Source organism: Exiguobacterium sp. Leaf196 (assembly GCF_001423965.1).
Taxonomy (GTDB): Bacteria; Bacillota; Bacilli; order Exiguobacteriales; family Exiguobacteriaceae; genus Exiguobacterium_A.
In genome coordinates this window covers 1-14,226 of the sequence record NZ_LMPV01000003.1, presented here as the reverse complement: position 1 = coordinate 14,226, position 14,226 = coordinate 1, and the positions used below count along the sequence as shown (strand labels likewise).

The 14,226-nt window shown below is 46.8% G+C and carries 14 protein-coding genes, 3 tRNA genes, 1 rRNA gene, 1 other RNA gene and 1 other annotated feature; of the genes, 16 read left to right on the top strand and 3 right to left on the bottom strand.

What is annotated here, in order from left to right; genetic code table 11:
• Both rrf and guaB read left to right on the top strand, forming a co-directional pair.
• Nucleotides 1-91, top strand: a 5S ribosomal RNA gene (rrf, locus tag ASG02_RS06115); the annotation flags it as partial.
• Nucleotides 92-242: 151 nt separating this feature from the next.
• The gene (gene guaB / locus ASG02_RS06110) at nucleotides 243-1,709 is read left to right on the top strand and encodes an IMP dehydrogenase (protein WP_056062030.1); all 1,467 of its coding nucleotides are present in this window, start codon (nucleotides 243-245) and stop codon (nucleotides 1,707-1,709) included.
• 42 nt (nucleotides 1,710-1,751) lie between these two features.
• Here guaB and ASG02_RS06105 read toward each other — a convergent pair whose 3' ends face one another.
• Complete coding sequence (locus tag ASG02_RS06105) at nucleotides 1,752-3,155, bottom strand: PLP-dependent aminotransferase family protein (RefSeq protein WP_035409890.1); 1,404 nt, start codon at nucleotides 3,153-3,155, stop codon at nucleotides 1,752-1,754.
• Between the two features lie 116 nt (nucleotides 3,156-3,271).
• Between ASG02_RS06105 and pdxS the strand changes: the two genes are divergently transcribed.
• The 8 genes from pdxS to ASG02_RS06065 all read left to right on the top strand — a co-directional run bounded on the left by pdxS (nucleotide 3,272) and on the right by ASG02_RS06065 (nucleotide 8,666).
• Nucleotides 3,272-4,159, top strand: a complete 888-nt coding sequence (gene pdxS, locus ASG02_RS06100) for a pyridoxal 5'-phosphate synthase lyase subunit PdxS (protein ID WP_056062027.1) — start codon at nucleotides 3,272-3,274, stop codon at nucleotides 4,157-4,159.
• Entirely contained in the window at nucleotides 4,153-4,731 is a 579-nt protein-coding gene (gene pdxT / locus ASG02_RS06095) for a pyridoxal 5'-phosphate synthase glutaminase subunit PdxT (RefSeq protein WP_056062024.1), read from the top strand. The genes pdxS and pdxT overlap by 7 nt, the downstream gene beginning before the upstream one ends.
• A 91-nt stretch (nucleotides 4,732-4,822) precedes the next feature.
• Entirely contained in the window at nucleotides 4,823-6,058 is a 1,236-nt protein-coding gene (locus tag ASG02_RS06090; RefSeq protein ID WP_056062021.1) for a D-alanyl-D-alanine carboxypeptidase family protein, read from the top strand.
• A gap of 12 nt (nucleotides 6,059-6,070) precedes the next feature.
• Nucleotides 6,071-6,278, top strand: a binding site (T-box leader).
• 61 nt (nucleotides 6,279-6,339) lie between these two features.
• Complete coding sequence (gene serS, locus ASG02_RS06085) at nucleotides 6,340-7,617, top strand: serine--tRNA ligase (RefSeq protein WP_035409899.1); 1,278 nt, start codon at nucleotides 6,340-6,342, stop codon at nucleotides 7,615-7,617.
• A 136-nt stretch (nucleotides 7,618-7,753) separates the two neighbouring features.
• Nucleotides 7,754-7,844: transfer RNA gene (locus tag ASG02_RS06080), tRNA-Ser, on the top strand.
• Nucleotides 7,845-7,883: 39 nt separating this feature from the next.
• A tRNA-Ser gene (locus ASG02_RS06075) sits at nucleotides 7,884-7,974 on the top strand.
• A gap of 35 nt (nucleotides 7,975-8,009) precedes the next feature.
• Nucleotides 8,010-8,099: transfer RNA gene (locus ASG02_RS06070), tRNA-Ser, on the top strand.
• A gap of 102 nt (nucleotides 8,100-8,201) precedes the next feature.
• Entirely contained in the window at nucleotides 8,202-8,666 is a 465-nt protein-coding gene (locus ASG02_RS06065) for a DinB family protein (protein WP_035409903.1), read from the top strand.
• A gap of 72 nt (nucleotides 8,667-8,738) precedes the next feature.
• Here ASG02_RS06065 and ASG02_RS06060 read toward each other — a convergent pair whose 3' ends face one another.
• Both ASG02_RS06060 and ASG02_RS06055 read right to left on the bottom strand, forming a co-directional pair.
• Nucleotides 8,739-9,416 carry a deoxynucleoside kinase gene (locus ASG02_RS06060; RefSeq protein WP_023469877.1) on the bottom strand — a complete coding sequence of 226 codons (678 nt, stop codon included), beginning with the start codon at nucleotides 9,414-9,416 and terminating at the stop codon, nucleotides 8,739-8,741.
• Nucleotides 9,413-10,042: a deoxynucleoside kinase gene (locus ASG02_RS06055; protein WP_035409906.1), complete on the bottom strand. Its 630-nt coding sequence runs from the start codon at nucleotides 10,040-10,042 to the stop codon at nucleotides 9,413-9,415. Before ASG02_RS06055 ends, ASG02_RS06060 begins: the two co-directional genes overlap by 4 nt.
• Before the next feature lie 108 nt (nucleotides 10,043-10,150).
• On the opposite strand from ASG02_RS06055, the gene tadA reads away from it, so the two are divergent.
• The 6 genes from tadA (at nucleotide 10,151) to ASG02_RS06030 (ending at nucleotide 13,925) form a co-directional block, all read left to right on the top strand.
• Nucleotides 10,151-10,657, top strand: a complete 507-nt coding sequence (gene tadA, locus ASG02_RS06050; RefSeq protein ID WP_035409909.1) for a tRNA adenosine(34) deaminase TadA — start codon at nucleotides 10,151-10,153, stop codon at nucleotides 10,655-10,657.
• A 48-nt stretch (nucleotides 10,658-10,705) separates the two neighbouring features.
• An RNA gene (gene ffs, locus ASG02_RS15415) (signal recognition particle sRNA large type) lies at nucleotides 10,706-10,972 on the top strand.
• A gap of 95 nt (nucleotides 10,973-11,067) precedes the next feature.
• Complete coding sequence (gene dnaX, locus ASG02_RS06045) at nucleotides 11,068-12,753, top strand: DNA polymerase III subunit gamma/tau (protein ID WP_035409912.1); 1,686 nt, start codon at nucleotides 11,068-11,070, stop codon at nucleotides 12,751-12,753.
• 18 nt (nucleotides 12,754-12,771) lie between these two features.
• Nucleotides 12,772-13,092 (top strand): YbaB/EbfC family nucleoid-associated protein, encoded by a 321-nt coding sequence (locus tag ASG02_RS06040; RefSeq protein WP_029343040.1) that lies wholly within the window; start codon nucleotides 12,772-12,774, stop codon nucleotides 13,090-13,092.
• Nucleotides 13,093-13,110: 18 nt separating this feature from the next.
• Complete coding sequence (gene recR / locus ASG02_RS06035) at nucleotides 13,111-13,710, top strand: recombination mediator RecR (protein WP_023469882.1); 600 nt, start codon at nucleotides 13,111-13,113, stop codon at nucleotides 13,708-13,710.
• On the top strand, nucleotides 13,707-13,925 hold the full coding sequence (locus ASG02_RS06030; RefSeq protein WP_050679042.1) for a YaaL family protein: 219 nt from the start codon (nucleotides 13,707-13,709) through the stop codon (nucleotides 13,923-13,925). The genes recR and ASG02_RS06030 overlap by 4 nt, the downstream gene beginning before the upstream one ends.
• Nucleotides 13,926-14,226: the final 301 nt, after the last annotated feature.

Sequence of the window (14,226 nt, the reverse complement as noted above, 5' to 3'; positions counted from 1 at the left end):
CACCCGTTCCCATGCCGAACACGGAAGTTAAGCACTTGAACGCCGAAAGTAGTTGGGGGCTTCCCCCTGTGAGGATAGGACGTTGCCAGGCACTTGACCGATTTGCAGATTGCAGGTCGGTCTTTTTGTGTTGTGTGAAACTTCAGACTGTTCTGATTATTGGTCGAGTCATTGACATGACACCCTCTGCTTGTTACCATAACATCAATATTCTTTTATAAAAGAGAAAGCGAGTGGATAACATGTGGGAGAACAAATTTGCTAAAGAGGGTTTGACGTTTGATGACGTCTTACTCGTACCCCGTCGTTCGAGTGTCTTACCGCGCGACGTTGATTTATCTGTCACGCTATGTGAAGGGATCACACTTAATATTCCGTTGATTAGTGCTGGGATGGATACAGTCACAGAAGCTCCGATGGCAATCGCAATGGCACGCCAAGGTGGTCTTGGTGTCATTCATAAGAACATGTCAATGGAAGAACAAGCAGAACATGTCGATCGCGTCAAACGTTCTGAAAATGGTGTCATCACGAATCCGTTCTATTTAACGCCAGAGCGTCAAGTCTACGATGCTGAGTATTTGATGAGTAAGTACCGCATCTCAGGTGTTCCGATCGTTAACAACGAAACAGAGCGTAAATTAGTAGGAATTTTGACGAACCGTGATCTTCGTTTCGTTAAGGATTATTCGACTGTCATTGAAACAGTAATGACAACAGAAGAACTCGTGACAGCAAAAGTTGGTACGTCCCTCGCAGAAGCAGAACAGATTCTCCACAAGCATCGCATCGAAAAGTTACCACTCGTTGATGAGAACGGTGTGTTAAAAGGATTAATCACGACAAAAGATATCGAAAAAGTCGAACAGTACCCACATGCTGCGAAAGATCAATTTGGTCGTTTACTTGTCGCAGCAGCTGTCGGTGTGACGAAAGACGCTTCAACACGTGCGAAGTTCCTGGTCGATGCAGGTGTTGATGCACTCGTCGTCGATACAGCTCACGGTCACTCAGAAGGTGTTCTCGTCAAGGTACGTGAATTACGTGAAGAATATCCAACCTTACCAATCATTGCGGGCAACGTTGCGACTGCAGAAGCAACACGCGATTTGATTGAAGCCGGCGCATCTGTCATTAAAGTCGGTATCGGACCTGGTTCGATTTGTACGACACGTGTTGTTGCAGGCGTCGGTGTACCACAGATTACAGCCGTCTTCGATTGTGCGACAGAAGCACGTAAACACGGCGTTTCGATTATCGCTGACGGTGGCATCAAGTACTCTGGCGATATCGTGAAAGCACTTGCTGCTGGTGGTCACGCTGCCATGCTCGGAAGCTTGCTTGCAGGAGTAGAAGAGAGTCCAGGTGAGATGGAAATCTATCAAGGACGTCAATTCAAGACGTACCGTGGTATGGGTTCTGAAGCATCGATGAAACGCGGTAGCCAAGACCGTTACTTCCAAGAAGCAGACAAGAAGTTCGTTCCAGAAGGAATCGAAGGAAGGGTCGCTTACCGTGGTAAACTCGGTGACTCAGTGTACCAACTCGTTGGTGGTATTCGTTCAGGTATGGGATACTGTGGTGCTGCGACGTTAGAAGAATTGCGTGAAGAGACACAGTTCATCCGTATGACGGGCGCTGGTTTGCAAGAAAGCCATCCGCACGATATTCAAATTACCAAAGAAGCCTCTAACTACACACGTCAATAAACAAAAGCCTCGTCTTTCTCTAGCAGAAAGGCGAGGCTTTTTTTATGATGATCTATGCAGATTCCATGCGTCTATCAATAATTGTAATCCTTCCGTCAACTCATGCTCAGAGAGACTCGCAAATCCAAGAACGATTTGAGGCGTATTGGAGAGAAGCGGTAACTGGGCGTATTGAGAGAGACCGTATACTTGGATGCCTTGTTGTTGTGCCCGCTTTACTAGCTCTTGCTCCGTCATTCCGTTCGCTACGGAAACGACAACATGGAGTCCAGCACTTTCGCCAGTCAACCGTAAGGCAGGGATCCGGCGAAGCGATTGGATCAGCACATCTAGTTTACGACGATAGACTTTACGCATCCGATTGAGATGTCGTTCAAAGTCGCCCTCTTTCATGAAACGTGTCAAGATCGTTTGATCAAAGCGCGAGACACTACAAGTATAATGGGATAATTCGGCTTGATACTGTGCGCGTAAGACTTCCGGTAAGACCATATAACCGATCCGTAGTGAAGGCATGAGCGATTTTGAGAAGGTACTCATATAAATGACACGATTGCTGTCCATGTTGTGCAAAGATGGGATCGATTTACCGCTATAGCGGAATTCGCTATCGTAGTCGTCTTCGATGATAAAACGGGTCGGATCCATCGCCGCCCAGTTCAACAACTGGTGTCTTCGATTGACGGACAGGATGCTACCGGACGGAAACTGATGTGCCGGTGTGACATACATGACATCAACATTTGATTCCTGAAGTTGATCGATGCGTAATCCATTCGCATCGACACGAATCGGTTCAATCATTCGTTCATGATTTTCAAGCAAGAGGCGTGTCGTATGATAACCGGGATCTTCGATGCCGTACGTGACGTTTCGTCCTAGTAAGAAAAGAACGATGGGCAACAGTTGCTCGATACCTGAACCGACGACGATCTGTTCCGGAGAACAGACGACACCACGTGAGTGATAGAGATAAGTCGCAATCTCTTCGCGCAACGTTAGATCGCCTTGCGGATGACCGAGCGAGACGAGTGGATGGTGATCGGTATCTATGATGTCTTTGGCATACTTTCGCCAACGGGTGAACGGGAAAGAGATCCCTTCAATCTTACTTGGATGAAAGTCATACGTGATGACCGGTTTTTCTTTAGTCACACGCGGTTCGATGACGGGTGAGGTTTTGACGTAAGCAAGTTCCTCATAGGCAAGAACGAAATACCCTTTACGCGAGATGGATTCGACATAACCTTCTGCGACAAGTTGTTGATAAGCAAGCTCAATCGTCGTTTGACTTAAGTTCAAGAATTGACCGAGCTTTCGTTTAGAAGGCAATTTCGTGCCGTACGCTAAACGTCCGGCGATGATTTCGTTTCGGATCTGTTGATAAAGTTGTTCATAAAGAGGTTTCTCTTGATCGCGTGTAAGTTGAAATGATAGCATGTCCATCTCGTATGACTCCTTCATAATAAACTGACCTGTTGAAATCATCATAAACTGATACTTTTAAAAGTGTCAACGTTCCGTATACTAAAGGGGTGAAAGTCAACCAAGGGGGAATGGATATGGAACGTCAACAAGGAACGGATCGTGTCAAACGTGGAATGGCTGAAATGCAAAAGGGTGGCGTCATCATGGATGTCGTCAATGCGGAACAAGCAAAGATTGCGGAAGCAGCAGGAGCTGTTGCAGTCATGGCACTCGAACGTGTCCCGTCGGATATTCGTCGTGACGGAGGTGTGGCACGGATGGCAGATCCGTTGATCACGGAAGAAGTACTTGGGGCAGTCTCGATCCCCGTCATGGCAAAATGCCGAATTGGTCATATCGTCGAAGCGCGTGTCCTTGAATCGATGGGGGTCGATTTCATCGATGAGAGCGAGGTACTGACTCCGGCAGACGAGCAATATCATTTACTGAAGTCGGAGTTCACCGTACCGTTCGTCTGTGGCGCACGTGATCTTGGGGAAGCCGCTCGCCGGATTGCCGAAGGAGCGGCGATGATTCGGACAAAAGGCGAGCCTGGAACTGGGAACGTCGTCGAAGCCGTTCGCCATATGCGACAAATTCAAGCGCAATTGAATCAGATTTTGCATGTCAGTCCAGATGAATTGATGACATTTGCGAAAGAGTGGGGTGCTCCGTACGAAGTATTACGAGATATTCAGACACAGGGACGTCTACCAGTCGTCAATTTTGCAGCCGGAGGAGTTGCGACACCAGCTGATGCCGCTCTCATGATGCATTTAGGGGCAGATGGTGTCTTCGTCGGATCGGGGATTTTTAAATCAGAACACCCAGAACGTGTGGCTCGCGCGATTGTTGAAGCGGTTACGTATAAAGATGATTTTGGACGGATTGTCTCTTTATCCAAAGGGCTCGGAACAGCAATGAAGGGAATCGATGTCACTTCGATGCCGTTTGAAGAACGGATGGCGACACGCGGATGGTAATCGGTATTCTTGATGTTCAAGGTGCTGTCCGCGAACATCAACAGCAACTTGAAGGTCTTGGTGTAGAGGTCGTTCTCGTCAAACATGCGAGTGATCTCGAGAGACTGGATGGGCTCGTCTTACCCGGCGGCGAATCGACCGCGATGCGTCGATTGATTGAGCGTTATGCCTTGCTGGAACCGCTTCGGGAAAAAGCGACGACGTTACCGATGTTCGGAACATGTGCCGGAATGATTCTACTCGCAACCGCTGTCGAAGCAGGTCAGAGTCATCTCAACGCGATTTCGATGACGGTCCGTCGGAATGCTTTCGGTCGACAAATCGATTCATTTGAAGGATTGCTACCGGTTGAAGGAATTGAGGAGTCGATTGAGGCAGTCTTCATTCGAGCGCCATTGATTCTATCTGTCGGAGAAGGAACACGAGTGATCGCGAAGGTTGAAGACCAAATCGTCGCTGTCGAGACATCACTTCACCTCGCGTGCTCGTTTCATCCTGAATTGACAGAGGACGATCGCTTACATCAGTATTTTTTACAAAAGATTAAACAGCGTCAATCGATCCGTTCGTAAAGCGTGGAAGCATCTGACAGGTTCTACTGTCGGGTGCTTCTTTTGTGCTACACTATTTGTAAAATGAATGATTGAGTGAAGGAGAGACACGATGAAACGAATCTTGCTACTCTGTTTAAGTGTCCTGCTGGTCGTAGGTTTTCCTACAACTGGACAAGCGGCACCTTCGATTCAAGCAGAGTCTTACATAATGGCCGATGCGGTCACAGGGAAAATCCTCCTTCAATCGGAAGCGGATGTTTCTCTACCACCGGCTTCGATGACAAAGCTGATGACGCTTTACCTCGTTCGACGACAAATCGAATTAAAAAAGCTGACGTGGGATCAAAAAATCAAACCGAGTGCAAAAGTGTTGAAGCTTGCGAACACGTCCGGCATTGCTCGTGTTCCTGTTAAAGCAAAAACGTATACGGTTCGTGAGATGTATAAAGCGGCGTTCATTAAATCAGCCAATGATGCAGCCGTCATGCTAGCCGAAACGGTATCCGGTTCAGAGGCGACATTCGTTGAAAAAATGAATGAGACAGCGAAACGGTTCGGTATGAACGATACGGAGTATGCGAATGCATCCGGACTTGATGCTGTTGATGCGACGCTTCCGGGAACAAATCTGATGACAGCAACGGATATCGCGTTACTCGTCATCCGCTACATCAAGGATTATCCGGATGTACTGGATGTGACGAATAAAACACAGATGAAACTTGATGGAGAGGTCTTGAATAACTCGAATAAGATGCTGGCGAAGGAAAAATTCGCATATGCTGGCATGCGGGGGATGAAGACAGGAACGACCGATTTAGCAGGTTACTGCTTCGCGAGCGTAACGACGCGGGATAATATGACACTTGTCACGGTCGTCATGCGAACGGATTCCGATCAAGCCCGTTTCAAGGAAACGAAAAAGCTACTCGACTATGGTTTTGCGACGTTTGAGCCGTTGACGTATTACGGAAAAGGGGAACGGATCAAAGACGCTCTTCCGATTAAAGGGGCAACCGTCCGGCAGTTAGACGTCGTCACGGACGGTTCGTTATACATCACGGTCTTAAAACAAGCGAAGACGCGGGAACCACGGTTCGACTTCTCAAAAACAACAGCTCCTGTGACGAAACAAGAAGTCGTCGGTACGGTACAGGTCGCGGACGATGGGGTCTATCTACCAGGTTTTGAGACACCGCGCGTGAATTTGTATAGCGCAACTGCCGTTCCACTTGCGAGTGTTCCGACACGCCTCGTCCGCGCTTGGACGGCTTGGTCGAAGCAAATTGAACAAGCGATTCAACAATCGGCTCTTGTCAACTTCCAAGACGATGGTGTAAAGTAAGACTAATCTCATAAAGATGCTATGAACGGACCAAGTAGATGTATCGATACTGTTAAGAGAGCTAGTGGGTGGTGTGAACTAGTCAGATCGATGGATTGAATCGAGCCGGATCGCACACCTTGCGAACAAGGTGCGGGTACGCCCGTTATCGCGTCTTAAGTTGGCTAGATGTGTCTAGCAATGAGGGTGGCAACGCGGATCCAGGTGATTCGTCCCTTTTCGGTAGGAATACCGGAAAGAGACGAGTCGCCTTTTTTTATGACATAAAGGAGGAATTGCAGATGATTGATATTAAACGATTACGCCAAGATTTTGACGCCATTCAAGAAAAGTTAGCGCACCGAGGAGAGGACTTGACGGACATGAACCGTTTCCTTGCACTTGATGAGAAGCGTCGAGAACTGATTGCGCGGACAGAAGTGTTGAAAGCAGAACGAAATGAAGCGACGAAAAAAATCGCTGAACTGAAACGCAATAAAGAGAATGCAGATGAAGCGATTGCTGCGATGCGTAGTGTCGGGGACGAGATCAAGACGCTTGACGACGAATTACGTGACGTCGAAGCGACATTGAATCAACTTCTCCTCGGTATTCCGAACATTCCACATGACAGCGTACCGGTCGGCTCTTCTGAAGATGACAATGTCGTCATCCGTGAAGTCGGTGATAAACCAGCGTTTGATTTCGAAGCGGTCCCGCACTGGGATTTGATGGAGCAATTAAAGATCGTTGACGTAGAGCGTGCTGGAAAGGTCACAGGTAGCCGGTTTGTCTTTTATCGTGGGGCAGGGGCACGTCTTGAGCGGGCATTGATCAACTTCATGATGGATCTCCATCAAGATCAGCACGGCTACACAGAAATCTTGCCGCCACTCATGGTCAACCGCGATTCAATGACAGGAACAGGACAACTGCCGAAATTCGAGGAGGATGCGTTCAAGATTGAAGAGACGAACTACTTCCTTGTACCGACAGCAGAAGTTCCAGTGACGAACATGCACCGCGAAGAAATCCTGACTGCAGATCAGTTACCGATCGGCTATGCCGCATACAGCCAATGTTTCCGTTCAGAAGCTGGTTCTGCCGGACGCGATACGCGCGGTTTGATCCGTCAGCACCAATTCAATAAAGTTGAACTCGTTCGTTTCGTCAAACCAGAAGAATCTTACGAGCAACTTGAATTGTTAACGGGACAAGCAGAGACAGTCTTGAAAAAGCTGAAACTGCCGTATCAAGTATTAAGCATGTGTACAGCTGATCTTGGATTCACGGCTGCGAAGAAATACGACATCGAAGTCTGGATGCCGAGTCAAGGCGTCTACCGTGAAATCTCTTCTTGTTCAAACTTTGAAGATTTCCAAGCACGCCGAGCGCAAATCCGTTTCCGCCGCGAAGCGAACGCGAAACCAGAATTCGTTCACACGTTGAATGGTTCTGCCCTTGCAGTCGGTCGGACAGTTGCTGCGATCTTAGAGAACTACCAGCAAGCGGATGGATCAGTTGTTATTCCAGAAGTGCTTCGTCCATACATGGGTGGTCTTGAAGTGATTCAAGCTTAAGTCAGAAGGGGGAATAATCCCCCTTTCTGTATTTTAAAAAGTTTTTTTAGAAAAGGTCTTTACACGTTAAAAGGCAGATGCTATCATAATTAGTGTCAGGAAAACAGACAGGTCATCATGATCTGGTAAGAAGTACGGAGGCGTACTCAAGTGGTTTAAGAGAACGGTCTTGAAAACCGTCAGGCGGCGAAAGCCGTGCGTGGGTTCGAATCCCACCGCCTCCTCCATTTTTATTTTTTGACAACGACATGCACGTTTTATAGCTTGGAGGCGTACTCAAGTGGTTTAAGAGAACGGTCTTGAAAACCGTCAGGCGGCGAAAGCCGTGCGTGGGTTCGAATCCCACCGCCTCCTCCACTTCTTTTTTTTTACCCAAAAATAATAATAATCATGGAGTCGTACCCAAGTCCGGCTGAAGGGGACGGACTCGAAATCCGTTAGGGGTCGTAAGGCTCGCGTGGGTTCGAATCCCACCGACTCCGCTTTTTATAAAGCATCTCAATTCTGAGGTGCTTTTTTGTTGCATCGATTTCTTCGTGCATGCTATGGTTGCCTACGTGAAAAACGAAGAAGAGGTGGACGAAATGAACGAACAAACAAAAGAATCGTTGCTTTCGCATTATGCGATGACGATGACATATGTAAAAGACTTAGAACAGATTTCAGAAGAAGCATGGCGGACATCGTATGCGGAAGGTAAGTGGACGGTTGCTGAGATCATTGGTCACTTATCACCATGGGATCGTTTCATGGTCGCAGAGCGTATTCCGTACTTGCTCGCGGGTGAACCATTCCGTGTTGCGCCGGATAGCCAAGCCGTCAATGATGAAGCAGCGAAGATGAGCCGTGAGCAACAACGGATCTTGACGATTGATGAGTTTTTAGTCAGCCGTGACTTATTGCGCCGTGCAGTCGAATTGATTCCAGAAGATCGCCTGCAGGACAAGGTCGTCATTAAAGACAAAGAGTTGACGATTGGCCAGTTCCTCGGAGCGATGACTCAACATGATTTACACCATATGGAACAGATCAATCAAGTGATTGGTTAATAGGAGGGAGATGCGAGACGCGTCTCCTTTTTTGCGCAAAAAAAGATCTGCCTAAGAGGCAGATCTGATCATTTATCGTGTATTGGCAATGCGCGCAACTTCAAGTTGTTTTTCAATCTTCGCGAGAATCCGGTCGATCGATTCTGGCTCGTTCAGTAAATCGTATTCGTCGATCGACAAGCGGAGTACCGGGCAAATCGTGAAGTTGTTGATCCAGTTCGTATAGCGTTCATACATCTCTTCCCAATATTCGATTGGAGTCTGTTGCTCCATCTCACGTCCGCGAAGACGAATTCGTTCAAGGACTTGCTCGAACGAACCTTCGAGATAGATCAAAAGATCTGGATGTGGGAAGAATGGTGTCATGACCATCGCGTCAAATAAACTTGAATACGTTTCATAGTCCGTTGGAGACATCGTTCCTTTTTCGAAATGCATCTTAGCGAAGATTCCTGTATCTTCATAGATTGAACGGTCTTGGATGAAACCACCACCGTATTGGAAAATCCGTTTTTGCTCCTTGAAGCGTTCAGCCAGGAAATAGATTTGGAGATGGAAGCTCCAGCGCTCGAAATCATGATAAAATTTATCCAAGTAAGGATTCGTATCGACTTTTTCGAGTGACGTCCGGAAACCAAGGGCATCTGCCAATCCGTTTGTGATCGTTGATTTACCGATCCCAACCATACCGCCGATCGTAATGACGGCATCTGCCGGGATATTGTATTTTTCGCGTAGCTTCAAGTTCATACGTGGTTCGCTCCTTCATATAATTCGTTCCGGATCGTCGTCAAGACGTACTCGAGATCTTCCGGTCGCTTGACGAAGTCGAGTGCATCCCCGTCGAAACGGATGATTTTGACTTCCGGATGTTTGGCTTGATATTCCGTGACGAATGTCTCATAATCCTCTGCCAATTGTTCGAGATAAGCACGTGACATATTTTCTTCGATTTCTCGTCCGCGTAGCGCAACACGTTTCATCAAGGTGTCGATGCTTGCGTTCAAGTAGATGACGGCATCCGGTTTCGGCATGTCCGTCGTCAGGATCGAATAAATTTGTTGGTACTTCTCGAGGTGCTCTACCTTGAGAGAGCGGTGTGCAAAGATTAAGTTTTTAAAGATATGGTAATCAGCAACGACAGAGCGTTGTTTACTGAGGTAATGACGTTCGATATCATCGAGTTGTTTGAAGCGATTGCACAAGAAGAACATTTCCGTCTGGAAGCTCCATTCTTCGATATCTTCATAGAACTTTCCAAGAAAGGGATTTTCTTCGACGATTTCGCGTAACATAGAAAAAGAGAAATGGTGACTGATGGCGTTCGCAAGTGATGTTTTGCCTACACCAATCGGTCCTTCAACCGTTATGAACATATACAATGACCCTCCGTTCAGCAAAGTGCAATTTATATTTTAGCACAAAGAAGTACGACTTGCTGAAGTTTCAAAAGGAGAATTTTTTTAGAGTGAGGAGTATCATCGATGGAACGACAGGAACACTATATGCGACTTGCGATCGAAGAAGCAAAAAAGGCAGAACAGATCGGAGAAGTTCCGATTGGATGTGTCATTGTCAAAGACGATGAAGTCATCGCGACGGGTTACAATCACCGGGAAACGGATCAACAGGCGACGGCACATGCCGAGTTGATCGCGATTGAGGAAGCTTGCCGAAAGCTCGGGAACTGGCGACTTGAAGGGTGTGAGCTCTACGTGACACTCGAACCGTGTCCGATGTGTGCGGGTGCCATCATGCTGTCACGGATCGAACATGTCATCTTTGGTGCCGTCGATCCGAAAGGTGGATGTTGTGGAACACTGATGAACTTGGTGCAAGACGATCGGTTCAATCATGTCTCACAGTTGACGAGCGGTATATTAGAAAAAGAGTGTGGGGAGATGCTAACGACGTTCTTTCGGGAACTACGTGCGAAAAAGAAAGCACGAAAGCGGGCAATGGGTTGCATCACACCAGATGAAACAGTATAATGAAAAAGCACTGAAACAAGGTGCCACTAAAAATCGATAAACCATTTGCCGTGCTAGGTGGGGATGTAGCGGTTCCCTGTCACTCGCAATCCGCTATAGCGAGACTGAATTCCATGTCGAGGGATATGATTGGTGTGGTCTGCCTCACGTAAGTAGCGTTGACGTTTGAGTCCTGCGCAACAGATACCCATGAACCAGGTCAGGTCCGGAAGGAAGCAGCCTTAAGTGGTGCTCTCTGTGTGTTGCAGGGGTGCTTGGACTGAGCAGGCTGCGTGAGTAACGCATGTTGAACATATTTCAGAATATGGTGCGCGGCAGTTTAATTTTTAAAGACAAGTCTACAGCCGGTTTCGGTTGTAGACTTTTTTAGGTAAAATAGAATGAGGAACTTAAAAAGAGGAGGCGCAAACTTGGCCTATCAAGCACTATACCGCGTATACCGTCCGCAACGTTTCGACGAAGTCGTTGGACAAGCGCATATCACCCGTACGATCCAAAATGCATTGATGGAGGGACGCATGTCCCACGCCTATCTATTTTCGGGTCCTCGTGGAACGGGAAAAACGAGTCTTGCCAAAATCATCGCTAAAGCGATCAACTGTGAGCATGCTCCGGTCAAAGAACCGTGTAATACGTGCCCCACGTGTCTTGCGATCACGGAAGGATCAAGTCCAGACGTCTTCGAAATCGATGCCGCTTCCAATAACGGCGTAGATGAAATTCGGGAAATCCGGGATAAAGTCAAATATCCCCCTTCAGAAGCAGCCTATAAAGTCTATATCATTGATGAAGTACACATGTTGTCGACAGGCGCCTTTAATGCACTGCTTAAAACACTAGAAGAACCGCCGGCACACGCCATCTTCATCTTAGCAACGACCGAACCACATAAAATCCCAGCGACGATCATCTCCCGCTGCCAACGTTTCGATGTAAAGCGGCATGAAGTCGATCAACTTGTAGAACGGATGCAATATATCTTAAAAGATCAATCGATCGAGTATTCGGATACGGCCTTACGATTGATTGCCCGTGCAGCGGATGGTGGCATGCGTGATGCACTGAGTCTACTCGACCAAGCGGTTGCTTTTTCAAACGGTGATTTGAACGATGCTGCTGTTCTTGAAGTAACAGGAGCAGTAGAAGATGAAGCATTACTAAACATTGCCCGTGCCTTGCATGAACATCAAGTCGACCAGTTGTTACAGACGCTTGAGACGATGCAACGAGCGGGAAAAGATTTAAAACGTTTCGTTGAGGATCTTGTCTTCTTTTACCGAGACACCTTATTATTGAAAGCCTCTCCTACAGCTGTCGACTTGCTAGAGCGTGCTCGCCCGACGGATGAGTTCAAACAATTCGTTGAATCGATTGAAGCAGAGACATGCTTTACGATCATTGATCAGTTACATGACTGCCAACAACAAATGCGATTAACGAATCATCCGCGGGTCCTCGTTGAGATTGCCTTCATTCAAATCGCGGAACAAGGAAGAACGACGGGGCAGATCGTCCAAGCGTTGCAGCAGGAAGTCCGCGAAATGAAGGAACAGATGCATCAGTGGAAGTCGAATGGTGTTCCAGCTCAAGAAGCGGCTGCACCACAAGCGCAGCCGAAGCGGAAACAAGGACGACCAACCGTTCGAATCGCCAAAGAGCGGATTCGCCAAATGCTAGAACGAGCAGAAAAAGCCCAGTTGCGTGAGATTCAGGAACGCTGGGATCATATCCTAAAGTGGATTCTAAAAGAAGATGGACCAATCTACTCGTTGCTTCATGAAAGTAAACCGGTTCTCTGCTCTGCGGATACGCTATTGATCGAATTCGATGACGGTAAGGGATGGCATTTCGAGCAAGTCATGACCAATGAACGAACACGTTTCGTGATTGAGGAAGCATTATATGAAATATGCGGCGTCAAACGCGAAATTTTAGCGATTCTCTCAAACGATTGGCATGAACTGAAGGCAGAGTTTGTTGCTAAGCGAAATAGTAGTAGTATAGAAGAGAAGGAAACAAAACAAGAATCGGAGAGCGATCAGTTATTGTCCGAGACGCTTGGTCGTTTTGGTGATATCGTAGAGTTCGAAGATTAAATTCGAGGAGGAATACAGATGCGCGGAATGGGAAACATGAATAATATGATGAAACAGATGCAGAAAATGCAAAAGGATATGGCAAAAGCACAAGAAGAATTAAAAGATTTGACAGTGACAGGTACAGCAGGAGGAGAAATGGTCTCAGTCGTCGCCGATGGTCATAAAAATATCGTAGATGTCATCATTAAAGAAGAAGTCGTTGATCCAGATGACGTTGAAATGATTCAAGATCTCGTCTTAGCTGCAACGAACGATGCTTTGAAGAAAGTCGATGAACTCGTCTCAAGTAAAATGGGGAAATTCACACAAGGTATGAATCTGCCGGGAATGTTTTAATTCGTAGGAGGAAACCACTTGCAATATCCTGAAGCGATTAGTCGTTTGATCGAAAGTTTTACAAAACTACCGGGGATTGGTCCGAAGACAGCAGTTCGTCTAGCGTTTCATGTCCTTGATATGGAAGAAGACGATGTCTTGATGTTCGGAAAGGCATTGGTCAGTGCGAAGCGCGATATTGCCTACTGTAGCGTCTGCGGGAATATCACGGATCAAGATCCTTGTTATGTATGTACAGATAAACACCGAAACCGTACGATCGTCTGTGTCGTCCAAGATTCAAGGGATGTCATTGCAATGGAAAAGATGCGAGATTACCAAGGGTTGTACCATGTCTTACATGGAGCGATCAGTCCAATGGAAGGGATCGGTCCAGAGGATATCAATGTATCTAGTCTACTGACACGTCTTCAAGCGGACGAAGCGATTACGGAAGTCATCTTAGCAACCAATCCGAACATCGAAGGAGAAGCGACAGCGATGTATCTATCGCGTCTCTTAAAACCGACGGGTATTCGGATCACTCGGATTGCCCATGGTCTTCCGGTTGGTGGAGATCTTGAATATGCAGATGAAGTGACGTTATCTCGTGCAATGGAGGGACGTCGCGAACTATGAGTTGGTTTCGAAAGAAGATTCGCAGTGAGTACGACGAGCGTTTGTTAGAAGAATTAGCAAAAGCAAAAGAAGATTATTTGATGAAACGCCATCTTCTAGAAATCAGCTATGATGACTATGGTGATTTAGAAGCACAAATGAAGTTAGCGGAATCACTGTATTTCTTCTATATAAGCGAAGCAAAAAGAAGACGCGTCTCATTGATGATGAAGTAAACCGCAGCCATTCTTGTCTGCGGTTTTTACATGCTCTAAAAAAACTATAAGTTATTTTAATAAAGTAGTTGCGCCTATCTAATTATCGTGATATATTAATTCATGTCCTTAAGAGGACGAGCGCTTACGGCAAACAAGTAAAAAACAATTTCAAAAAAGTTGTTGACTTCTTGTTTCAGACTTGGTATTCTAATTGAGTCGCCAAAACAGGCGCGGACGAACTTTGAAAACTGAACGATGAGGCAAAAATCGTATTCTACGGAATACAAAAACGAATGAAGCGCAAGCTTCGTCAATCGTG